The sequence below is a fragment of the Parabacteroides distasonis genome, assembly GCF_004793765.1.
Lineage (GTDB): Bacteria > Bacteroidota > Bacteroidia > Bacteroidales > Tannerellaceae > Parabacteroides > Parabacteroides distasonis_A.
Window position 1 is genome coordinate 1 of sequence record NZ_SRYM01000053.1, and the last position, 21,992, is coordinate 21,992.

Annotated in this window: 20 protein-coding genes; 9 read left to right on the plus strand and 11 right to left on the minus strand. The window is 37.4% G+C overall.

The features are described 5' to 3' along the window. Positions 1-106: 106 nt before the first annotated feature. Positions 107-412, minus strand: a complete 306-nt coding sequence (locus E5342_RS15265) for a helix-turn-helix domain-containing protein (protein ID WP_005776632.1) — start codon at positions 410-412, stop codon at positions 107-109. A gap of 43 nt (positions 413-455) precedes the next feature. Next, positions 456-767 (minus strand): helix-turn-helix domain-containing protein, encoded by a 312-nt coding sequence (locus E5342_RS15270; RefSeq protein WP_135959714.1) that lies wholly within the window; start codon positions 765-767, stop codon positions 456-458. Positions 768-1,563: 796 nt separating this feature from the next. Between E5342_RS15270 and mobA the strand changes: the two genes are divergently transcribed. The 9 genes from mobA (at position 1,564) to E5342_RS15320 (ending at position 12,656) form a co-directional block, all read left to right on the plus strand. Beyond that, on the plus strand, positions 1,564-1,986 hold the full coding sequence (mobA, locus tag E5342_RS15280; protein WP_057328992.1) for a conjugal transfer protein MobA: 423 nt from the start codon (positions 1,564-1,566) through the stop codon (positions 1,984-1,986). Position 1,987: 1 nt separating this feature from the next. Then, positions 1,988-3,196, plus strand: coding sequence for a site-specific integrase (locus E5342_RS15285; protein WP_057328991.1), 1,209 nt, complete (start codon positions 1,988-1,990; stop codon positions 3,194-3,196). A gap of 257 nt (positions 3,197-3,453) precedes the next feature. Next, entirely contained in the window at positions 3,454-5,082 is a 1,629-nt protein-coding gene (locus tag E5342_RS15290; protein WP_057328990.1) for a hypothetical protein, read from the plus strand. After that, on the plus strand, positions 5,079-5,975 hold the full coding sequence (locus tag E5342_RS15295; protein WP_057328989.1) for a hypothetical protein: 897 nt from the start codon (positions 5,079-5,081) through the stop codon (positions 5,973-5,975). The genes E5342_RS15290 and E5342_RS15295 overlap by 4 nt, the downstream gene beginning before the upstream one ends. Positions 5,976-5,988: 13 nt before the next feature. Next, positions 5,989-8,496, plus strand: coding sequence for an Hsp70 family protein (locus tag E5342_RS15300; protein WP_057328988.1), 2,508 nt, complete (start codon positions 5,989-5,991; stop codon positions 8,494-8,496). A gap of 5 nt (positions 8,497-8,501) precedes the next feature. After that, positions 8,502-9,425: a hypothetical protein gene (locus E5342_RS15305; RefSeq protein WP_057328987.1), complete on the plus strand. Its 924-nt coding sequence runs from the start codon at positions 8,502-8,504 to the stop codon at positions 9,423-9,425. A 1-nt stretch (position 9,426) separates the two neighbouring features. Continuing rightward, positions 9,427-11,199: an AAA family ATPase gene (locus E5342_RS15310; protein ID WP_057328986.1), complete on the plus strand. Its 1,773-nt coding sequence runs from the start codon at positions 9,427-9,429 to the stop codon at positions 11,197-11,199. Between the two features lie 17 nt (positions 11,200-11,216). After that, the gene (locus E5342_RS15315) at positions 11,217-11,675 is read left to right on the plus strand and encodes a TerB family tellurite resistance protein (RefSeq protein ID WP_135959715.1); all 459 of its coding nucleotides are present in this window, start codon (positions 11,217-11,219) and stop codon (positions 11,673-11,675) included. Positions 11,676-12,041: 366 nt separating this feature from the next. Then, a complete protein-coding gene (locus E5342_RS15320) occupies positions 12,042-12,656 on the plus strand; it encodes a hypothetical protein (protein ID WP_016662248.1) in 615 nt (204 codons plus the stop codon). A gap of 106 nt (positions 12,657-12,762) precedes the next feature. Here the strand turns inward: E5342_RS15320 and E5342_RS15325 are convergent, their stop codons facing one another. The 9 genes from E5342_RS15325 to E5342_RS15370 form a co-directional block, all read right to left on the minus strand. After that, on the minus strand, positions 12,763-13,881 hold the full coding sequence (locus E5342_RS15325; RefSeq protein ID WP_246867133.1) for a site-specific integrase: 1,119 nt from the start codon (positions 13,879-13,881) through the stop codon (positions 12,763-12,765). Positions 13,882-14,486: 605 nt separating this feature from the next. Then, positions 14,487-16,826, minus strand: a complete 2,340-nt coding sequence (locus tag E5342_RS15330; RefSeq protein WP_135959716.1) for a DUF262 domain-containing protein — start codon at positions 16,824-16,826, stop codon at positions 14,487-14,489. Next, on the minus strand, positions 16,823-18,073 hold the full coding sequence (locus tag E5342_RS15335; protein ID WP_118034141.1) for a putative phage abortive infection protein: 1,251 nt from the start codon (positions 18,071-18,073) through the stop codon (positions 16,823-16,825). Before E5342_RS15335 ends, E5342_RS15330 begins: the two co-directional genes overlap by 4 nt. A 140-nt stretch (positions 18,074-18,213) precedes the next feature. Then, on the minus strand, positions 18,214-19,182 hold the full coding sequence (locus tag E5342_RS15340; protein WP_135959717.1) for a DUF5712 family protein: 969 nt from the start codon (positions 19,180-19,182) through the stop codon (positions 18,214-18,216). 4 nt (positions 19,183-19,186) lie between these two features. After that, positions 19,187-19,771: a BfmA/BtgA family mobilization protein gene (locus E5342_RS15345; RefSeq protein ID WP_135959718.1), complete on the minus strand. Its 585-nt coding sequence runs from the start codon at positions 19,769-19,771 to the stop codon at positions 19,187-19,189. A gap of 247 nt (positions 19,772-20,018) precedes the next feature. Then, entirely contained in the window at positions 20,019-20,387 is a 369-nt protein-coding gene (locus E5342_RS15355) for a helix-turn-helix domain-containing protein (RefSeq protein WP_168354504.1), read from the minus strand. Positions 20,388-20,549: 162 nt separating this feature from the next. Further along, on the minus strand, positions 20,550-20,972 hold the full coding sequence (locus E5342_RS15360; protein ID WP_119213480.1) for a hypothetical protein: 423 nt from the start codon (positions 20,970-20,972) through the stop codon (positions 20,550-20,552). Further along, positions 20,947-21,180, minus strand: coding sequence for a hypothetical protein (locus E5342_RS15365; RefSeq protein ID WP_117578810.1), 234 nt, complete (start codon positions 21,178-21,180; stop codon positions 20,947-20,949). Before E5342_RS15365 ends, E5342_RS15360 begins: the two co-directional genes overlap by 26 nt. A gap of 111 nt (positions 21,181-21,291) precedes the next feature. Further along, on the minus strand, positions 21,292-21,990 hold the full coding sequence (locus tag E5342_RS15370) for a hypothetical protein (RefSeq protein WP_135959719.1): 699 nt from the start codon (positions 21,988-21,990) through the stop codon (positions 21,292-21,294). Positions 21,991-21,992: the final 2 nt, after the last annotated feature.

Consider the following 21,992-nt stretch of genomic DNA (forward strand, 5'->3'; position numbering starts at 1 on the left):
CGGGATTTTGATGCTCCGTCCGTAAGCCGTTCCTTTCTCTTTTTGCCGAAAGTCCATTGCTGACGCAATCATAAGGCAGACAGCAAATTGCGCTCCTTCAAGAAAATCATGTGCCTGTCAGCCGGTAGGCGGAGCGGTAGCCGTCATTCAGCATCCTTTCGATGTCGGATTCACGGTAGAGGATTTTACCGCCCAACTGGATATAGGCTATGCGCCCTTCGTTTCGATAGTCCTGAAGTGTCCGGCGGCTCACTTTCAGCCGTGCCGACACTTCCTTGTCGGTGAAGAAACGCTCGCCGCCCAGTGTCGGGCGGTAGTTGGCGGTCAGATGCTCTACATTGTCAAGCAATCGGTCAAGACTGCCCATGAAGTGGATTATCCACTCGTTGTCTTTGTTAATCAGTTCGTTCATTGCTGGGATTTAGTGGAATTATTGTTGTTACTCTATTCGGTTATCAGATTGTCCTGCCTTTGAACCTTGCTTCTTTTCTCCTGTCCTCCACGATAGAGACGATACGTTTCACATCTTCGGGACGGTAGTAGGTCTTGTGGTTTATCTGCGAGTAAGCCAATGTGCCGTTATCACGAAGCGTCTGCAATGTTCGTGGGCTGATGTTGAGCATCCGGCACACGTCCTGATTGTCCATCCACTCGCTCATTCTCTTTTCCCTGTGCCGATGGCAGATGGCATCCATACGGCGGACGAAGCGGTCGAACTTGGCGACCATCGCCTCAAAGGTCTTTCTTTCGATTGATACGATTTCCATATTGTCTTTCTTTTAGTTGGTATTGTTTCTTTTGCCGCAAAGGAATATATAATCTGCTGCTCTGCAATGGATTTGCCGAAAGTGGCAGCGTGTTGCGCCGATACGGTAGCCATTGTCCGTGGGTATCATACAGAAACGGTTCTTTTCGCATGAATGCTGTTCAAACAGAAAGGCTGACTATTTCACAATCCGCTTATTTAATAGTTCTCTATATAGTTGTGTGGTGAAACAAAGTTTTGGTCGTTTGGAGAGTGACAACATTACGTCATGAAATCATTAAATCAATGTATCATCAAATTGTCAGACAACCATTGTTTGATTTTCCTCAATACTCGTTTGGGCAGGTATTCAACAAATCCTTTTGATAAGTATTTGAATTTCTCTATTCTCATGTACTCAGATCTTTCATCTTTTGAATCATTGTTTGACTAAATAAGGAAATGATTGAACCTGCATTTCGATAAGTGGCTGCATATTGCGTCAATAGGTAGCCATTGTCCGGTTCAAACCACTGTCCGATACCGTGTTAAGGGCGTAACTTTGCACCCGAACAGTGAGGAATACCCGGATGAAGCGACTTGGAGTTTGAAAGGTGTTTTCCCAATCCGACAAACGGAGGATTTTTGTGTCCTCAAAGACACAGCAAGGTATGTTTTCAGTTACTCGGATGTTCCGGAGTAACTGAAAACCCTTGCACCGCCGTGGGCAGAATTATCCTCCGAAGTCGGATAATTTCAATCTTTCTTTATCAGAGATTAGACAGTGAACAAACCATAAAATTGAAAGAATAAGAAGCATGAAAAAGAAGAGTAAATACGGGAGAAGTCCCAAGCTGAATCCGAAGACGCACTGCGTGATGGTGCGCTTCGATGATGAGGAATGGAACAAGTTCCTCACGATGTACGAGGAATCACAGGTATATGCGAAAGCCGTCTTTCTCAAGGCGCACTTCTTCGGGCAGAAGTTCAAGGTGTTAAAGGTGGACAAGGCGATGCTGGAATACTACACCAAGTTGTCGGACTTCCACGCCCAGTTCCGCTACATAGGCACGAACTACAATCAGGTTGTCAAGGAGTTACGCATCCACTTCTCGGAGAAGAAGGCAATGGCGTTGCTCTACAAGCTGGAGAAGTGTACCATCGACCTTGTGAAACTGAGCCGTGAGATTGTAGAGCTTTCAAGGGAGATGGAGAAATGTTACCAATCCAAATCCGACTGACATGGCATCGGTCAAGGTCAAGTTTCGCCCATCCACCATAGGCGGCAAGGAGGGCACAATCTACTATCAGGTGATTCATAACCGTGTGGTCAGGCAGATATATACCGACTATAAACTTTTCGCTTCGGAATGGCAGTCCCATTCCGAAGCGGTCATACTGTATCGTGTTCCGAATAAGCAAGAGCGGAACAACCATTTGCTTTCGATAAGCTCACGCATCAGATGGGATAAGGACAGGTTAAACAAGATTATACAGACCTTATCCCAATCCGGCACATTTGTGACGGATGATGTAGTCGTGCGCTTTCAGGACAACAGGCAGGAGCCATCGTTTAACAACTATATCCGCCAGCAGATTGCCAGATTGAAACGCTTGGGGAAGATACGCACCTCGGAAACCTATACGGCAGCACTCCGAAGTTTCAGCGGTTTTATGGATGACAAAGAGGTCTTGTTTGACCAGATTAACGCTGACCTGATAGCGGAATATGAGGCTTATCTAAAAGGCAGAGGCAACTCGCCCAATACCATCTCGTTCTATATGCGTATCCTGAAAGCGGTTTATAACCGTGCCACTGAAGACGGATTGACCGAACAACGGCATCCGTTCAAGTCTGTCTATACGGGAGTGGAGAAAACTTTGAAGCGAGCCATATCGCTTGGCGACCTTAAATGCATCAAAGGGCTGGATTTGTCGTTGAAGCCAAACCTTGACTTTGCCCGTGATATGTTCCTATTCTGTTTCTACACAAGGGGTATGTCGTTCATTGATATGGCTTATCTGAGGAAGAAGGACTTGCAGAACGGCATTCTTTCCTACCGCAGACGCAAAACCGGGCAGCAGTTGTTCATCAAATGGGAAAGATGTATGCAGGAGATTGTTGACAAATATCCCGTAAACGAAACCGAATACCTTTTGCCAATCATCACAAAAAGAGGTGAAGATTATCGAAAACAATACGCCAACGAGCTTCATCGGGTGAACCATTTGCTGAAGAAAATCGGAAAACAGCTGGACTTGCCGATACCTTTGACGATGTATGTCGGGCGGCATTCGTGGGCAAGTATTGCGAAAAGCCGCAATGTGCCTATCTCTGTCATTAGCGAGGGAATGGGGCATGATTCGGAGAACACCACGCAAATCTATCTTGCTTCGCTGGATACCTCAGTGGTGGATAAAGCCAATAAAAAAATACTGGATTTGCTGTGAAGCCGTGAATGTTTTGCGAATCTGCCCAACGCTTGCCAAGAGACGGATATTATAATGCAAAATTACGCAAAATAATGATTCTTAAGTCATAAAACGCTGAAAATCTTACTTGTTGTCACGCTTTTTGTTTTGCGAGAAATACCAGATGTTTTGCGAAATCAGCTATAAAAAAGGAAAACACAACTCTATATCAACGATATAGGGTAACTCGTCCGTCTCTTGGCAAGAGATGGTAGTATAAATGGATATTTTAGACAATGATTAAACTTATAAAACATAACCCATATCGTACTTTAGGGGTGTTATCAAACACCCCTTTAAGGGAACGCATCGCCAACCAAAACAAGCTCAATGCTTTTGCTAAGATTGGTAAGTCGGTTATATTCCCTTATGATTTCGATGGAATTATAGAGGAAGTACCTCTAAGAACTCCAGAAAACATCGCAGCAGCTATCACAGCAATTAACCTTGACAGCTATCAACTGAAACACTCCTTGTTTTGGTTTATAAATGCGTCTCCAATAGATGGAGTAGCATTGAAATACTTACAGTCTAAAGATATTATCAAGGCTAAAGAGTTATTCCAAAAGAGAGAGTCATTCTCGTCTTTAATCAATCTCGGAGTACTTGCGTTTATTGAGGGTAATTTTGCAGAAGGTTATGCAAATATTTCAAAGGTGATTCATAACGAATCTTATAGAGTCGATTTGCTTGAAACACTTGGCCTGCAAAATATTACCTTGTCAGAAAATGAGATAGCGGAAATGTTCATTGCCGACTTACTCACGGAGATACCGGCTACAAAATTATTATCAGCTGTAAACAATTCTTCAGACAAAGCGATTATCAGCGAAAAAGCAGTTAATGAACCTATCGCAGAGATTAATGCTGCAATATCTGCCGCCAAGTCAGTAAATTCCAAAGATGCCAATGCAAATCTCACCGCAGGAACGGTGTTGATGAATTCAACAAAAACAGCACTCAAACAAGTGAGAGATATTGTTGGTGTAACTAGTACGAAATATCAGATGGTAGCAGATAATCTTGCCAAACAAATACTCCAGTGTGGTATCAACTACTACAATAATGCCTCTGATGATGATGTAGAAAGCCCTCGAAAAGCAATGCCCCTTCAAGCATATGCCTTACAAATTGCAATAGGACAGCTCACCAAGGATAGATGTCAAGAGAACTATGATATTTTGAAAAAGGCAGTTGATGATATGCCTCCAGCAGAAGTTGCCATAGAAACCCGTAAAGTCAAAGAGGAACTTCGCCGTTTTTGCCAGCAACCTGATAAAATTTCACATTCAATAACGCTGCTTAATAACACCAAACCACTGCTTCAGACAATAAAGGCTAAAATTGGTACGGCCAATACGTTCTATCTGTCGCTTTCTACTCAGGTTGTAGGAAATGCTTTATACAATCTCATCGAAGAGGTAAACACGGCACAAAATTATTTTAGCGCTGTAGTAAAGGTTATAAAAGAAAGTGGAATAGACCCAAAACTATTAAATTATTTAGATGATGAGCATTCACCAACGAAAATTATAGATAGTAAGGTAAAACCAGTTCTACGTGAAGCATGGAAAGCAACTACAATTATGGATGGATTTGACATGGAGACTGATTTCCGCACAAAGCGATATATTCCCAATAGAAGTTCACTCAAAGAAATGTGCGAAACTCTTCATATCTCCACGTCTTCTTCGAGTTACCAGTCTTCCTCTCGTGCATCCACAACCACCACGAGGACAACAACGCCGCCACGTACTACGCCCCCATCTTCTTCAACGTCATCATCTGATGATGGACTACCAGTAGGGTGCTGGGTGGTTATTATAATAGCAATCATAATATTTTTAGCAAACGTTTTAGGATGACAAAAATTACTACATTATTATTTGCGCTCACAGTTCAAGTTGCCGTAAGTGCAAATGCTAACGATTCGCTTCGTCATTGCTATCAGCAATTGGACATTGCGAATTCAGGTATTCAAACTCTCAAAACGGAGAATCGTGAGCTTAAAGCTAAAATCAGGACTTTGAATAAAACAATTGATACTCAAAAGACTGAAACAGACTCTCTCAAAGGTGAACTGACCGCAGCAAAAAATGACATCACAGCTCTTGCTGATAGTCTTAATGTCAACATCTCAAACACTCGTTCTGAACTTCAAGCAAGTTCAAACACTCTCAATCAAACGATTCGCGAAAAATCACAAACTGGTCTATGGATTATCATTGTGATTGCACTGATTTTCATTATACTGGCATTCATATTTGGAAAAGCAATAGCGAAACGTAAAAACGAGGTGGAAAGTCTATCTGCCAAGGCCGACAAACTCAACGAGGAAATAGTCTACAGACTGTCTACTGAAATGAATGACATACAAGTTATTTCTAAACAAATTGGGGCACTTGTATCTGCACCGGGAGTTAATACCGAAAGTGAACAGAAGTTGATTACCACTCTTGCTGACCGTATCACTTTTATGGAGATGACACTATACAAAATGGATAACTCTGTAAGAGGTCATAAACAGCTTTCCAAGTCAATCAAGCAAATGAAAGACAATCTGCTTGTCAATGGATATGAGCTTGTAGATATGCTTGGTAAAGACTATCATGAGGGTATGAAGGTTACAGCAAATTTTGTTGAAGATGAGGAACTACCAGAAGGCAAGCAAATAATCACGGGCATCATCAAGCCCCAAATCAATTACAAAGGCAAGATGATTCAATCAGCTCAAATCACAGTAAGTCAAAACATTTAAAAATATATTCAACATGGCTCAAGCTAAAATGAAATTCGGGATTGACCTTGGTACAACCAATTCCGTAATTTGTAAAATGGAGAGTGGCGAGCCTGTCATTAAAAAGACAGACACGTTGAAAGACACTTTGCCATCGTGCGTATCTTTTACCAAAAAGAAAATTGCAAAAGTAGGAGATAGTGCCTATAACGACCTCTGCCAAGACAAATCACGTGCCACGAAAAAATGGTCTAATGACCGCGAAAACGTATTCATTGAGTTTAAACGAAATATGGGTACGGACAAATCGTATGAGAGTTCTAATATGGGAGAAACTTTTTCTCCGGAGCAACTTTCTGCCGAAGTTTTGAAGGCTCTCAAATCGTTTATCGGTGATGAAAATATTACATCCGCTGTTATCACAATCCCTGCCAAATTTAAAGCAGACCAAATCGCAGCTACTAAACGTGCTGCTCAAAAGGCTGGTATTGAACATTGCGAACTTCTCCAAGAGCCGATTGCCGCATCTATGGCGTATGGTCTGAGCGCATCCAACAAAAATGGTCAATGGCTTGTGTTCGATTTTGGAGGCGGCACATTTGATGTTGCACTTATCAAGGTAGAGGATGGCATCATGCAAGTTAAGGACACCGAAGGAGACAATTACCTCGGCGGCAAAAACCTTGACTATGCAATCGTTGATAGCATTATCATTCCTTACCTAAAAGAGAATTACTCTATCACAAACATTATGGAGAATGAAACCACAAGAAACATTCTTCGTGATGCCATGAAGTTCTATGCTGAACAAGCGAAAAATCAACTGTCATTCAAACCACAAGCTGACATAACCTCTCAACTTGATGAGTTTGGCGAAGATGATGAGGGGGAGGAAATAGAACTCGACATGGTTATCACTCAAGAGCAGCTTGCATCTGTACTCACACTCGTGTTTCAAAAGGCAATCGACATTACCAAGCAGCTTCTTAAACGTAATGGTTTGTCCGGAAGCGACCTTGACAAACTGATTCTTGTAGGTGGACCAACTTATTCTCCAGTTCTTCGTGAGATGCTACGCAAACAAGTCACGCCCGATGTTGATACCGACATTGACCCCATGACAGCTGTTGCAAAAGGGGCGGCACTGTTTGCTTCCGGTATAGATAGTGATGTCAAAGAAGAGTTAGCCATCGGTACTGTTGCACTCACACTTTCTTATGAAGCAAATTCGGTTCAACCAATCGAATTTGTAACCGTACAACTATCAAAAGAGGAATGTTCCGGTTATATTCCATCCAAACTGTTTGTAGAACTTGTACGTAGCGACAACGGTTGGTCAAGCGGAAAAGTCGAAATCAATGAGATAGGTGATGTCATAGAGTGTCAACTCATGGAAGGCAAAAATAATGCGTTTGCTGTCAACGCTTATGACGAAAAAGGGACAACTATCCCTTGCTTTCCTAAAGAGATAAATATCATGCAGGGTATTGTTGTCGGCAATGCTGTTTTGCCTTACAATATCTCAATTGAGGCTCACGATAGTGGTCTCGAAAAGAATGTGGTAAAGTCGGTAAAAGGTCTTGAAAAGAACCAGCAGCTTCCAGCTGTCGGTACACTCAATGGACTTAAGACTCGTAATCAATTGCGTCCCGGCATGACTGAGGACACTTTGGTGATACCCATCTATCAAAGTGAACACAACGCAGACGGCACATCTGCGATTCATAACGACCATGTCTTTGATGTAGTCATAACAGGCGATGAGATTGGACAAATAATCCCTGTTGGAAGTGATGTTGACATCACTATCAAGGTGAATCGTTCGCAAATGTTGAAACTAGAAGCATTCTTTCCCTTCAGTGGAGATACCGTGGAAAAAGATGTAAAAATCGAAGCTCGCTCGGTTATTACATCTCATGAACTGGAAAGGCTCAAAGACTCTGCGAACTTAAAACTCCATGCCCTTAAATCTTCTTCTGCAATTAAGGATTCTGAGACAGCAGAAGCAGAAAAACTCATCAATGAGGTTAACGACCGTTTCGACGGTGAAAAAAGCTCCGAAGATGGTAGGATGCATCTTCAGGCTGACATTCGCCGTGCTTTCCTGAAAATGGAAGAAGTCGAGCAAGGGCATGAATGGGATTCCATTGAAGCTGAAATCAGGGAAGAATTCGACCGCCTTGAAAAAGGGAATAATGAGCTTGGCAACAAATATGACCAACAGGTAGCCGCTGTTCGTTCACAGGTCGATTCCGTTATCCGTTCAAAGGATGTTCGTCAAGGACGAATAGTTCTTGATGATATTAACAGCTTGTTTGTTGCAGTGACACTCATCTATCAGTTAATGGGTTTCATTGACTTCCACCTTCGTAACTTTAATACCATACAATGGAAAGATGCGACCAGAGCACGTCAACTTCTGCAACAAGGTAAGGAAATTGCTAATACCAATCCGTCCGAAAGTTCACTTCATCCCATCGTACGTTCGGTCATAGATTTGATGATTGAATCACCAACAAGTGGTCCCGGCGTTAGCTTCTAAAGTGTATGGAAAAGATATGGAAAACGGAGCAACTTGAGAAAATAGCTGCTAATACATCAATATTTAAGCACATTCCCGCAGAAATCGGGAATGTGCTATACTGCGATACCAATCAGCCTGAAACCGTAAAGTTAAGTGACAAGGAATCTAAAAAAAGAAAGGCTATTGCTATTTCAATTTGTAGCATAATTTTATTATTGTATTGGTCTTTTTTTTATGAGCACTATATATGGGGAGCTATAATTACAGTGATAGCTCTGTTGGTTACTATTGGAGTTTGTGATACCACTTTTTCGGGTACAGATTACTTTGTAGGTAATAAAGGATTTGCTACCGTATCGTTTGTAGATTCAAGAGACAACATTACATCTTCCAATGTTTATCTTTTCAAGGACATGGAGTATCTCTTTACTGGCGAAACCATCGTAAAAACGAATTATACCTATAGTAATACTCAATATTACTTTTCAATATTCGGTAAAGAAGATAAGGAGACCCATCAATTCAACAGAATATTTTTTGCCGAGGGTTCTTATGATGATAAACATCCAAAAGACCCAATGAATCCTAATGGTGCAAATGAAGAATACAGTATGATGAAAATGGTAGAAAAGGTATGGACAACCCACTTCGTACTTGAACATTCCCAAGATGGGAAGGTCAAATTCGGTATTCTCAATGAAGAAACTTTATACTCTGATGCGTTATCTATTTCTCGTAATGAAGTAGATGTGTATGGGACAATATATAATCCTTCAAATACCAAAAATATCTATACATCTAATGGAAACTTGGTCATTGAACACATTAATCATTCGAAGAAATTTTTCGGCTTTATTGAAAAAGGAAATATTAGCAGTATTCCGTTGTCCTCATTAGGGAATCGTCAGGCATTTTTGTTTTTTTTTGACAGGCTTTATAGAGGATAGTATGTTTACACTTGCGAAGAGACAACAATTAGGTAACTACATAATCACCTTTCAAGTCAAAGAAGGTGATTATGCAGAAACCTATCGCGTGAAAGACGCTGATGGGAAAAATCGCTTTCTCAAACTCATCAACTGCGCCAAACTACATCGTACTCAATTTGATGCAAACGGTAATATATTGGAGGTGCAGATTGCAAAGACACTTAATCATCCTAATGTCGTCAAATACCACGATAACGGTGAGGTCGTTTTAGATGGTCGCAAATTTGCTTATATCGTATTCGATTATATCAGTGGTGAAACGGCTTCACAGTACATTGCTCGTGAAGGGAGTCTTAGTGTATATGATGCAAAGACTATCGTATTAGGCATCCTTAATGGCATTAAATTCCTTCATACGCAACAAGAGCCGATTATGCACAACGATTTGACTATCCAAAACGTCATGCTGGATATGTCGAAAGGTACTAACGTACCTCGCATTATTGACTTCGGCTATGCTCGTTACCTATCACAAGGTTCTTCTTCCTTTAATAAAAACGGGTTATCTCCTTTTTATTTGGCACCCGAAGCATTGAATGGTGTGTTTTCGGTAAAGTCAGACATCTTCTCAAGCGGTGCGATACTTTATAATCTTATATTTGGTATACCACCATATTTTGTTGACTTGTCAGATTGCAAGAATGATGCTACTGCTCAACGCGAAAAGATTGATGCTCAAAGAGAATTGCCGCTTCATATTCCCGATAACGATAAATTTGAGCTTGATGAACAAATTATGAATATAATGCGGAAAGCCCTTGCATCTGACATTGAGGAGAGATTTGAATCGGCAGATGAGTTTATTCGGGCTTTGAATGGCGATATAAAAATCGCTCGTATTGACAATCAAAAGAAAGCCAAAAGTGGGAAGACTCCTACAAAGAAAGTTTCGTATTCAGTGCCAAAAGGGAAAGGCTTTTCCGCCATTGCTGGGATGGAAGAACTGAAAGAGCAAATGCGCGTAGAAGTGATAGACGCTCTTAATTCGCCAGAGGAGTATGCGAAATATGGCTTGACAATTCCTAATGGGATGCTTTTATACGGTCCTCCCGGATGTGGTAAAACCTTTTTTGCAAAGCATTTTGCTGAAGAAGTCGGTTTTAATTTCATGCTAATCAAGCCAAGTTCTCTCAAAAGCCGCTTCGTAAATGCGACTCAGGAGAATATTGCTCAGATGTTCAAAGATGCTGAAGAAAATGCACCTACCATCATTTTCATTGATGAAATGAATGAATTGGTACCTAACCGTGACAGCGATGTACACGAGATGGCGCGTAGTGCTGTCAATGAAATGCTTGCTCAAATGGATAGAACAGGAGAACGTGGTGTATTTATTATTGGGGCAACTAATTATCCAGATATGATCGACCCTGCGATACTTAGGGCTGGTCGTCTTGATAAAAAATATTATATTGGCACTCCTGATTTCAAGGCTCGTTCCTTAATGTTTGAACTTTACCTGAAATCAAGACCGTATGATTTCGGTTTAGATTATGAAAAGCTTGCCCAACTGACAGAAAATTATGTTTCTGCAGACTTGGAAATGATAGTCAATGACGCTTCACGAATAGCTCTGCGACAAAAATCAAGAATTACAATGGTTATTCTTGAAGATGTTATTAGTAAAACCAAACCGTCATTGACAAAATCCGAACTTGACAAATATTTAAGGATAAAAGCGGCAATGGCTGGTGAACAAATACAACAATCACGCCGAAGAATCGGTTTCTAAATAAAAATGCTACGAATATGAAAACAAATGAATTATATCTCAAAACATTGTTCTGTTGCTGTGCTTGTGATGGAGAAATCGCACAAGAAGAAGTGGATATGATTAAAGAATTAACCGAAAATAGTACCCTTTTTCAGGAGATTCAAGTAGAATACTCAATTAATGAGTATGTCAATCAGATTAATAGTCAAGGAAAAGCCTTTTTGAAAGATTACCTTAGTGAACTTTCAAATACAGTTCTTTCCGATGATGAACAAATCACACTAATTGACCTTGCCATAAAAATGATAGAAGCAGATAAGCAAGTCCTTTATTCAGAGGTTAAATTTTTCAAGAAAATCCGAAGCCGAATAACTGTAAGCGATGAACAGATTCTATTAAAATTATCTGGCATAGAAAATTATTTACAACCTGACATTTGCGCTGAAAATAAAGATTTCGAAGATGTTGGAGGATTTAAACAAATATCTTTCTAATAATATGGGTGAATGTAAACCATTGATTCAAGTCCAGACTTGCGCAACAAAAAGAGTTGATAGGGAAATTCATCATTCCGTGGTAGGGAGATGTAGAGGGCGGAACTGAAATCACGTAGATATTACAGCCCATACCTCTATTCTCGAAAATCAAGTAAAATAACCGGGGCAAGAAGAAACAGACTGTCATTGCAAAACTGAAAGCATTCTTCGATAGGTTCTTTGATATTTCGAGAGGAACATTCAATGTTGTGAACTGAATATTCCGTCTAATGCTGCATTGTTCAAAATCATAAACGGGTAAAAAATAGAAAGATACATGTGGAATTTTCTGTCTTTTTTGTAACTTTGCAAAAAAGACAAATTATGAATACCTCATTTTGGGAGTCAAATTTATTTCAAACGCTCGTGCTGATTGTTACCATTGGGGCAACAATCGGCATCGCATTATGGCAGTTTTATGCCCATAAGCGAAAGGAATTGAGAAACGCAGTGTCAATCTTGTTGCTTCAGATAAATGACATTGAGAAAAACATTGAGTATATATTATCTGAAGGGCTTATAAACGGCTGCATCCAAGAAGTGCCGATTCATTACTCTACTATAATTTTTGAAGAAAATCAGTGGAATAAATACGCTCACAGTGTTGTCGGGCACATATCTCAGGAGGCATTTGAAAAAATTGATACCTTTTTTAAGGTTGCCCAAAGAATACGTGAACAACAGATTTATATCAAACAAAAAATACAATTGTCAACAGAAAATAAAGCCTATTATTACTATAGTGCTGTGTATAACCAGATAGTTATTACAGGTCAACCGCTACAAAACATTCAATCAATTGTCGACAGGTTCAATGAGTCGATAGTGCCATCGTATATTCAGAAAGAATTGGCTTTGGGATTGGAGAAGACCTTGAAGCAATATCATAAATTGTCAGATGGTATCGCTTATACGGAATTAGTCAAACTAAAGCAGTGATATATTGAAAATATTTGCTAACTTTGTAATTAGGAAAAGCGTTCTTTTGAATTACTGCAAAACGAGGTGAAATACAGAATTTTGCTGGTTTCTAAATCGTTACCTATTAAGCTGCGAAAAATTGCAAGTACTTGAATTTTAACAAGAAAGAAAATTCGCCATGTCTTAGGCCGTGTGTGGTCAAGGTCTTGTTTATCAGACATAAGTCTGCGATTTCTTTCAGATAGCTGTTCATTTTCTGATTGCATGGAACTGGCAGCAGCCTGTTTTTCTTTTGGCAAGCCGGATGTTCCGCATATCTGCGGAGAATCTCCAATGGAATATCAAGCAAAGGAATGTTACACATGTTCTTCGTCTTTTGGCGAGGCTTGCGAATCCATAGGTTGCCATTGGAGTCTTCTACGATATGTTCCGGTGCCAGTTGTTGCACGTCTATGAAGGCTAACCCAGTGAACGCTGCAAAGATAAAGACATCACGGACAATGGTGATACGCTCTAACGGAAATTCCTTGTGATAGATAGTGAGTAGTTCATCCATTGTCAAGAACTCACGGATAACCTCTTTCTCATGAAACTTGATGCCGATGAACGGATCTTTGGTAATCCATTCGTTAGCAAGCGCAAGATTGGTTATCTTCTTCAAGCACTTCATGTAGCGGATAACCGTATTCTGCTGGCACTCCTTTTCCGTTTTGAGATAGAATTCAAAAGAGCGTACCAGCTCTCCATTGACTTCCGATAATGGCAAATCCTCCTTGCCGTATTTCAGTTTGATAAGTTCTGCAAGATAACGCTTACAACTTTCATAACGGCGGACGGTAATCAGGGCATAGTCCTTTCCGACAAGTTCACGGCATTGGTCGTTATGCTCTTGGATGGTTTGAATGAGAGTGCGGACAACCTCGGGTGCTTGGTCTTGTCCGAAGAACTTTTCCTGCAACAGGCGAGCGGTGATGAATTGCCCTTGTTCTTCCATTTCATTGAAAGTCTGGTGGAGTTTGATTCTTGCTTCCTCTATATAAGCATTCAAGTCGCAGGATTTGCGGCTCTTGCCTTTGGCGCACTCCTTCGCCTGATTCCACAAGGCTGGTTCGATGCTCTTGCGGATATTGTTTTCCACTCGCGCACCGTTCACTGTGATGCGCATACACACGGAGGCTTCCCCGTTTTTCAGCAGTTTGGCTTTCTTGATAAAGAAAAGCACGTTGAATGAGTCTCTTTTCATGTTCCTACAGTTTTTCGTTGTACAAAAGTAGGAAACCATGCACGCTTTCTTGATACGCAAAATGTTGCAAATCAGAGAGAAGTAATCTTATTCGGTGGAGATTTGCGCTCCACCTCTTTTGCTCCACCTTTTGGAACACCAGCAATCGTAATATTCTGCCGTTTCTTGCGTCCTCTTGGAAAATAAAAAATCCCGATTTCGTTTGGAAATCAGGATTTTACTATCTTTTGCTTTTCTTCTAAGTGGTGCCACCAGCAAGAGAACTATTGTCTTCTCTATATTGATTATCACCATTTTATAGTTTCTTCCATTTGGAAATCCACATGATTTGGCACACGATTATATTTTATCGTTTTGCTTGCTATAAGAACGATTCTTTTTTCAAATATCTCATTGTTTATATATTGCTTGGGATTCTCTTAAGAGAGTTACCATGCTGATATTTAAAACTTTATATTCTTTGTTTCAACATATCCCATGGCTTAATCCACTGATTTTCTATGTACTTTTGTGGTAATTTGTTCATGGAACATCTTGAGGACAAAGATAATACTTTTTCTCTACAAAGAATGCAATCATTTCATTTTGATAATTCTACTTGTGTATTATTGAGTTGAAAACTTTTTGTATTTTTCTCCAAGAGATTTCAATTTAGATAAAAACTGCTCAACATATTCCGTGTCTACAGTTTTGTCATCTATATTTTTTAATAAAGAAAACATATTCCTTAAATCATTGATAATATCTGTTTTATGGACCATTGCTGATTGTATTGAAAGATCATAAAGCATAATCCATAATATGTAAAATTCTTGATAAGAACGACTAAATCGTTGTAGGTTTTTTATATTTAAAATAGCATTAAAACTTTCTTTGGTTGCATTATCTTCCAATAGTACATCCTTTATTAATTTTATTATACTCTCTGTTTTATTTATACTTTTCAAAAAAAGTTCCTTTTCTGTTGGCTTAAATTCAAAGCTTTCTAATAAATCTGTCAAGCTATATTTAGTTTTAAGCCTACAAGTAAATTTTTCCATACGTGGATAAAAACCTAGAACCCTTGTAATATCTCCAGTTTTAATATTGTTATAACATAAGTATGAAAGAATTGTTATTAGTTCTTCATTTTGCATTCTATCTTTTCTTGTATCTTCTGAATCATCAGGAGCTTTTATATAAAACCATGAAACATATTTAGCAGTAATCTCTCTAATCAATTGTATTACATCTTTGTCAACTATTGAATTCCACATTTCAAAAGTATTTGGTTTTATTGGATATGGCTTACTATTGAGTCTTATAAATAAATCAGTGGCTTCAAAATCTTCATTTAAATCTTGACTTATCTCTATTTCATCCAAGTCAAAATCTAATATTGTATCTTCGACTTCAGATAAAATATCAGAATACCTTTTCCCATTATAATGTTTCAATATTCGTAACTCTTTTAGTTTGAAATTGTGGTTAATTGAGTGTACTTTTATTCCTTCTTCATTTATATATGATCTTCCTAAGAAACCTATAATTGATAAAAGCCTTTGCTGACCATCAATAACCTCTCTTATTCCATCTTTTCTCACATATATAAATAATGGAGGAAGTTTTATTCCTAACAGGATACTTTCAATGATGGAAGATGCTTTTTTTATACTGATTTTTTCTTGTCTTTGATAAGAAGGTCTTATTAAATAGTAATTAGAAGCTAAATCTGCCATCACCTGATCTATAGGTTTAGAGGCTGGAGAAGGTTTATTAATTCTTAAACTGGCAAGCCTATCCATTGTTAGTTCAGCATCTTTCTCTGTCTGCTTTAGTGAATTGATTTTATGTTTAAAATCAGAAGATCTTAAATACATCTTAAACTCAAATCCTGATAACTTATTTAATAGGTTAGCTGTATCTGTAAAGCGAGCTACGATATTGCCATAATAATGATCACTATCTGTTTGGTATATATGAAGGTTATTTTTGTAATGTTCATTAAGTATTTGTGCGTGTTTACTAATATCAAATGGAATATTTTCATTATTAAGAATTCGGATACCCCACAAAAGACATTCATAGGCATTGGCACTGCTTATTTCAATATAAGCAGTTATGTCATGAATTTGTTCTAACATTTTCTTTATATCATCTTCTATACACTGTTCATTTTCTCTAGCATTCCCGATATAATTATCATATAGTAAGTCTAAAAAAAAGTTTTTACCACTATCAGCATATCTGGTAATTGGTAATGAGCTAAGAATTAGTGATTTTCTTAAAAAAGTAACCATGTCAACTATAAGCTCATTTTTAATTTTGTCACTATTGTAAAAAAAACATTTGTTTATTTTATTGTATAAATCTTCATTTTCTTTTAACTCATGTTTGAAATAGTCGGAGAAAGTATCTGAATCATATTTGGCATTATCCACCTCTGATTGATTTAGAGGGGTTATTCCTGAATTGTATCGTCTAAATATTTCCTTTTTTATTTTATCCTCAATTACAGGATCTAGCACTGGCATACCAACAACTTCAAACTCAAAAATACGAATTTTAGTGTTTAAGAATAGCTGTTGTATATCAGAATTTAATTTACTAAAAGTCTTTTTTGCAAGAGCCTGTAATTCTAGTAATCCAGATAAGTGTAAAGCGAAATCATCTTCTTTGAATCTTTTTAAAGTTTCAAATCTTTGTCTACCATCAATAACTTCTACTCTCATTCCTGACTTGTAAAAAACAAGTGGGGGGATTTCGGTTCCTAACACTACACTTTCAATGAAAAAAGATTGTTTATCCTTCTCCCAAACGTAATTTCGTTGGTAGTATGGGTCATACTTGATGCGTTTTAAATATCTATCACTTAATAAAGTTGCAACAGATACAGTTCTTGCGTCTTTTTTTAAATTATTCTTAAAGGTTTCAATGAAAGCCTCTTGGTTATTATTATTTATCATAATTCTATATCTTTGTTTAATTTCTCAATTAATTGTTCATTAAGTATATACTCAAACAACATAGTTCCGTCAACTTCTGCTTGAGATCTATAAGCAAATTCTTTATCTATTGTTTTAAATTGGGTTATATACAATTTGTCGCATAAATAGTCATATATGATTTGTTCAAAATGCTCTGGAATTCTTGATTTATCAAAACATGCTATTTTAATCGATACTTTTTCTATATAAGATATTGAAATAATACAACTTAAGCTAGGGTGTTTTTCTTCTATTTCTTGAAAATCAAATGAATCACAAAATTGGTTAATGGTTTTTTCTAGTAAGATTGAAAAACCTTCGAGAAAAGCAGTCAAAGCATAATTATTTTCAGTAGTTATATTATATTTTTTTCTAAATTCAATTTTAGATAGTGGGTGTATGTGTTTGAGAATATTATATCTATATATTAAAATGGTTGATTTATTTGCATAAGCAGAATGGTAATTGTAATACATTATCAACAACTCATAATCTGTCAATTGAGATCTTATTATTTTGGCATAAAACATCTTTTCCTTATTATTCAGACATAAACTACTGTCTATAATTTTTAATAGCCTATATATTGTTTTAAAGTAATGAGATAACCTGCCCTTGTTATGTAAAAATAGGTCAATGTATTTTTTCTCTACTATTTTGTGACAATTTAAAGGGGATTTATCAATGAGTTCTATATCAATAGATTCACACAACTTAAAAAAAATGGTTTTGAAAAAATCCTTTTCTTCGTCATTAGTATTTAGTTCATTCTTTATTGCAATATAGACGTTTAAAAAGGAGTAGAAGCTAGATTCGAATTGTTGAATCTTCATTGTATGTTCTTGCTCCTTCATCGTTTTGCACTGTTGTTCATAGACTATTCTAGTCAAAGCTAATTCTTCTTTTTGCTTCTCAAATTCTTCAATTTGTTTGGCGAGAGCTTCATTTTGAAGATTCATTGATTTCTGATTTATGGCAATATCCTTTCGTTGTTCCTTTAATGCAACATAATACAAAATTGCCGCAACAAAAGCTAGTAAAGTACCAACCACCCCTCCGACAAAATCCCCAAACTGTGCAACTTTAGCCTCATCTAATATTGGACTAAACTGCCAACTTCCATGAATAATAAAAATGTAAATAGAAACAAGTAAGCAAATTAGTGAAGTTATAGCTATAACTGCACTCAATTTCTCGGAAAATATTTTATCAAAGCGATTAGCCATTTTGTCTACTCTAAATTTGGTTCAATGCAAAAGTAGGGAAAAAAATAGAAAAAGCCTAAAAACAAGTGTTTTATATAATATTTGAAGTAGAATAGTTCTGAATACAAACACATTTATATATTGGAAGTGATGATGAGCATTTACAGTTTACGCCCTTTTTTCTTTTTCTTCTTAGGATTAAGTGTTTGTTCTTCTAGTAGAGTTGGATTGCGAGAAAAGTCTATACCTGATGAAGTAAGTGGGATAAAAGATTTGGAAGAAAGATTATTTTCATGAATGTGAGATTGATGGGTAGAAATATGGTCGTCGTTCTTTTCTTTAATCTTACTATCTGATTTGAAAGCCTGACTGTTTATTTCCTTGTTTTCAAAAATGACAGAAAGATTGCAATCCTGATTGATTTTATTTTTTCTTTCACTGGATTGAATATTTTGTTCCTGTAGTGTAAGTTGTTCAGATATAGAACTATTCTTCATCATGTTGTGGTAGTTGAATGATTCCGTCTGCTGGCGATTATAACTAAATAGCCTATCAAATCCTTCTTCAACTTGCTGAAACAAATTCACACGATCAAATCCTCCTTTGATTATTCCATTCTTGGTATTCTTATGATTGGTAACTGGTGACAGTTTCTTTTTGTTGGTTTGATCTTTACGGCTCACAATCAAATGGCAGTGCATATTCAGTTCATTATTAGAACGGCTACGGTCAAAATGAATCTTACCGTAAAACTTTATGTCCGAAGCGGATAGTCCTTTGTTGAAGTTTTTTGCGTATTTAGGAATAAACACTTCACGGATATAATGTTTCATTGCTTTGGCTTGCTCCTGCTCTGTGTTACCCATCGCTTGAAGTTCCTTTTTCGATGGGCTGACATGGATAGCGTAAAACTTAGCATCTGTTTTCAATAGTTGCCCGATATTGCTATCTATATCTTTTATAACTTTTGATTTATAGATGTTATCATCTGTCAGATTGAAAAAGCCTTCGGCATAAATACCTTTCTCCATTCTTTTTAAATCCTCGTGTTCAAGGTAATTTGCTAGCGGTCGGCTACTCCCGGTATTATTATATGTTCCGTTTGATGGCGGGGCAAAATCTATGTGCATAATCCTATGTATTTATCAGATTGCTGATTTCGGTTTTTAAGCTCTCTTTCCGTTTACTATCCATCACGCCACAAGCAGATAGCTCCGAATAAAGTTGTATCAGTTGAAATACCTTTTTATAATCCCGTTGGTGTATCTGGCAGAGTGAGCTAATCTGTTTGGATTGATTGTTTATCACATTGGCATGATTGCAGAACTGTTCACTTAGTTTTTTAAGTACAGCTGTGTGTTTCTCCTGACTGGATTCCAATTGAGAGAGAATAAGAGTTTCCAAAGTCTTGCTGATAGTATCGAAACGCAAAGCGATAGAATTTGTTACCCGTATCATAGGATTCAGTTGTTCTTCCTCATAATGACGGATGAAGCGGATAATGTCATCTTGCCTCTTATTTATTTTCGCCAGTTCCGATTTTACGGATTCAGGAGCTTCGGATGGGTTGATGTGTGCCTTATCAATATACCCAAACGTCAACTTTACAACTTCACTCTTTTTCAGTGAATAGCGTTTGCATATCTTTTCTACCAAAGTTGCCGTTTCCTTGTCTATAGAAATTGTAGTGAATATCGTTTTCCGACTGTTGTTTGGCATGGTAATTACTTTTTTATAGAAATATGAATAGATAAATACTTGATAATAAGCATTTAAAAGAAAATGTTTATTACAGGTGTCATTACAGCGTGTTCTTGTAACACGCTAAAGCCTAAGGCTTTGCCCCGCAGGGCAAGAGGGAAGAACAGGACTTGTCCAGTTCCCTCTTGCTCGATTTAGTGAAACGGGCTGAACCGATAGGTGAAGCGGTTTCTGCTAAATCGGGGTGGTAACACAAAGTGATAGCTTAAACATAAGCTTCTCTTCTCTGCTGCATTTTGCTGTCAGGGTTTGTTTTTAATTGATTGGCTTTTTCAAACTGTTTATAAGTTTGATAATCGGCTCGTTCACGTACAAAAGCTCTAATATCGCTAGCCCGATAGTAGGTTTTATGCCCAATAGTAAAGTAAGGGAGCTTACCTTTTAGTCGATAGCGTTGTAAAGTTCTGAAAGACACTTTTAATAGAAATGCTAAATCCTGATTATCAAGTAATCGTTCATTTTCTTCTAATACCTGATCGGTATTGATAAGGGATTTTAAGTCTTGTCCTATTTCAGTGAGTTTCTTAGATAGCTTCTCCATCCATTTCTCGAAGTTTTCGTTGTCTATATACATTTTGCTTCATTTTTTAGTTTAATATTATTGTTCTCAATCGATTGATGAAGCAAAATTCAGTAAAACAATGTAGCAGAAAAAGAGGAGTAGTTACCTACTCCCCGAAAATAGAATTTCAAATCTCTGGAAATTAATAGTTTACACACGCATCTTTTTTGATCTTTATCGGTTCTTACGTTTTCGATCCTCTTTGATGATAGCATTTCGTAAGGCATCCAATGTTTTGGTAAGGTTGTACGACTTGCGGGTAAATACTTCACCTACCTTATCGTAAATACTTCCGAATTTTAGATTGAAAAGCTGCTCAAAGCCACGAGCTAAACGAACTTCTGGGACAGGTTTTCCATCTTCGCCAATGATTTGCCCCTGTAAAAACAGAGCTAATACGATTTCTGCAATGCCAATAATCCCCAAGTCTTTTGACTTAGGGATTACATATAGGTCGGACTTGAACGCTGTAGGAATAGATAACTTAAATTGTTCTGGATGGTTAATTTTCAAGTTGATTAATTGTAACTCAGCATCAATTGTCGATAACGCTTTATGGACATAGAGAATTTTAAGCGCATTTTTCCCCCTGCCCACATTGATATAACTCTTCTAGGGGTGCTATCTCAATACGGGTGAGATTTAGCATCCGAAAGATATAGGAATAATCTTCTGAATTGCTAATAGCGACTATGTGCTTGACAAATTCTCCATAGGCATCTTGCATTTCTGTGTTAGTAACTTCTTGTGAAGTTTTAGACAATAGCTCAAAAAACTTCATTTTCAATAACTCATTCATAAGCATAATTTTTAGATAGTGAATAATATTAATTCGTATAATCGTAAATTCAATATGCTTATTTAGGGGGCTATATTTTTATATATTCGGTATTAATAGTATCGATTTTAGAAGAAACTATATTTTTGTGCTGTATCTATTATATAATATGTAAATCAGTCCGCCAGAAAGAAAGATCGTTGGTAGAATAAACCAATAGTTATTACTTATTAGAAACTTGGCTATCCAAAAAGAAGGGAGAAATGAAAATATATATTGGGTACTATCTGTAATAACAAAAGGTATAATTAACCCAACCATAACTAAAGCAGATACTTTTGCAAGTGCCATACCTTCCACTTTATTTCCCGCATATGCTAAAATAATCATAGCAGCCACAACGCTTAGTATTGTAGCCAATATTGATATTATAAATGTAGTCCATAATGACATACCTGATACAGAACAAAAAGAAAGCAGCACGAAAGAAACAATAGCTGCAAATAGAACAGGAATAAGCAATCTTGATATAAGATAACCCTTCTTCCCAAGTGGGGTGATTGTGATATACCTGTTGATTTTCATATCTGTTTCATCTAATACCACTAAGACCGAAGCGAAGCAAATCATGTAAGGACACATAATTGCAAGGAATAAATCCAATATCGGATAATATAGATTGAAATCCTTTAGCATCGGATAATGCTGTACAATTAAGGGGAAAACAAACCTATATATTGCCGCTAATATTAGCGGGATACATATTATTGCAGATAACATACCATCTGAGAATATGTTTCTGATAAACATTTTGAAGGAAATAATATTCTGATTCATAA

Excerpts from the sequence above, each read along its gene's own strand:
- E5342_RS15265 (WP_005776632.1), bottom strand. The coding sequence starts at position 412 with ATGAACGAACTGATTAACAAAGACAACGAGTGGATAATCCACTTCATG.
- E5342_RS15270 (WP_135959714.1), bottom strand. The coding sequence starts at position 767 with ATGGAAATCGTATCAATCGAAAGAAAGACCTTTGAGGCGATGGTCGCC.
- mobA (WP_057328992.1), top strand. The coding sequence starts at position 1,564 with ATGAAAAAGAAGAGTAAATACGGGAGAAGTCCCAAGCTGAATCCGAAG.
- E5342_RS15285 (WP_057328991.1), top strand. The coding sequence starts at position 1,988 with ATGGCATCGGTCAAGGTCAAGTTTCGCCCATCCACCATAGGCGGCAAG.
- E5342_RS15290 (WP_057328990.1), top strand. The coding sequence starts at position 3,454 with ATGATTAAACTTATAAAACATAACCCATATCGTACTTTAGGGGTGTTA.
- E5342_RS15295 (WP_057328989.1), top strand. The coding sequence starts at position 5,079 with ATGACAAAAATTACTACATTATTATTTGCGCTCACAGTTCAAGTTGCC.
- E5342_RS15300 (WP_057328988.1), top strand. The coding sequence starts at position 5,989 with ATGGCTCAAGCTAAAATGAAATTCGGGATTGACCTTGGTACAACCAAT.
- E5342_RS15305 (WP_057328987.1), top strand. The coding sequence starts at position 8,502 with ATGGAAAAGATATGGAAAACGGAGCAACTTGAGAAAATAGCTGCTAAT.
- E5342_RS15310 (WP_057328986.1), top strand. The coding sequence starts at position 9,427 with ATGTTTACACTTGCGAAGAGACAACAATTAGGTAACTACATAATCACC.
- E5342_RS15315 (WP_135959715.1), top strand. The coding sequence starts at position 11,217 with ATGAAAACAAATGAATTATATCTCAAAACATTGTTCTGTTGCTGTGCT.
- E5342_RS15320 (WP_016662248.1), top strand. The coding sequence starts at position 12,042 with ATGAATACCTCATTTTGGGAGTCAAATTTATTTCAAACGCTCGTGCTG.
- E5342_RS15325 (WP_246867133.1), bottom strand. The coding sequence starts at position 13,881 with ATGAAAAGAGACTCATTCAACGTGCTTTTCTTTATCAAGAAAGCCAAA.
- E5342_RS15330 (WP_135959716.1), bottom strand. The coding sequence starts at position 16,826 with ATGATAAATAATAATAACCAAGAGGCTTTCATTGAAACCTTTAAGAAT.
- E5342_RS15335 (WP_118034141.1), bottom strand. The coding sequence starts at position 18,073 with ATGGCTAATCGCTTTGATAAAATATTTTCCGAGAAATTGAGTGCAGTT.
- E5342_RS15340 (WP_135959717.1), bottom strand. The coding sequence starts at position 19,182 with ATGCACATAGATTTTGCCCCGCCATCAAACGGAACATATAATAATACC.
- E5342_RS15345 (WP_135959718.1), bottom strand. The coding sequence starts at position 19,771 with ATGCCAAACAACAGTCGGAAAACGATATTCACTACAATTTCTATAGAC.
- E5342_RS15355 (WP_168354504.1), bottom strand. The coding sequence starts at position 20,387 with ATGTATATAGACAACGAAAACTTCGAGAAATGGATGGAGAAGCTATCT.
- E5342_RS15365 (WP_117578810.1), bottom strand. The coding sequence starts at position 21,180 with ATGCTTATGAATGAGTTATTGAAAATGAAGTTTTTTGAGCTATTGTCT.
- E5342_RS15370 (WP_135959719.1), bottom strand. The coding sequence starts at position 21,990 with ATGAATCAGAATATTATTTCCTTCAAAATGTTTATCAGAAACATATTC.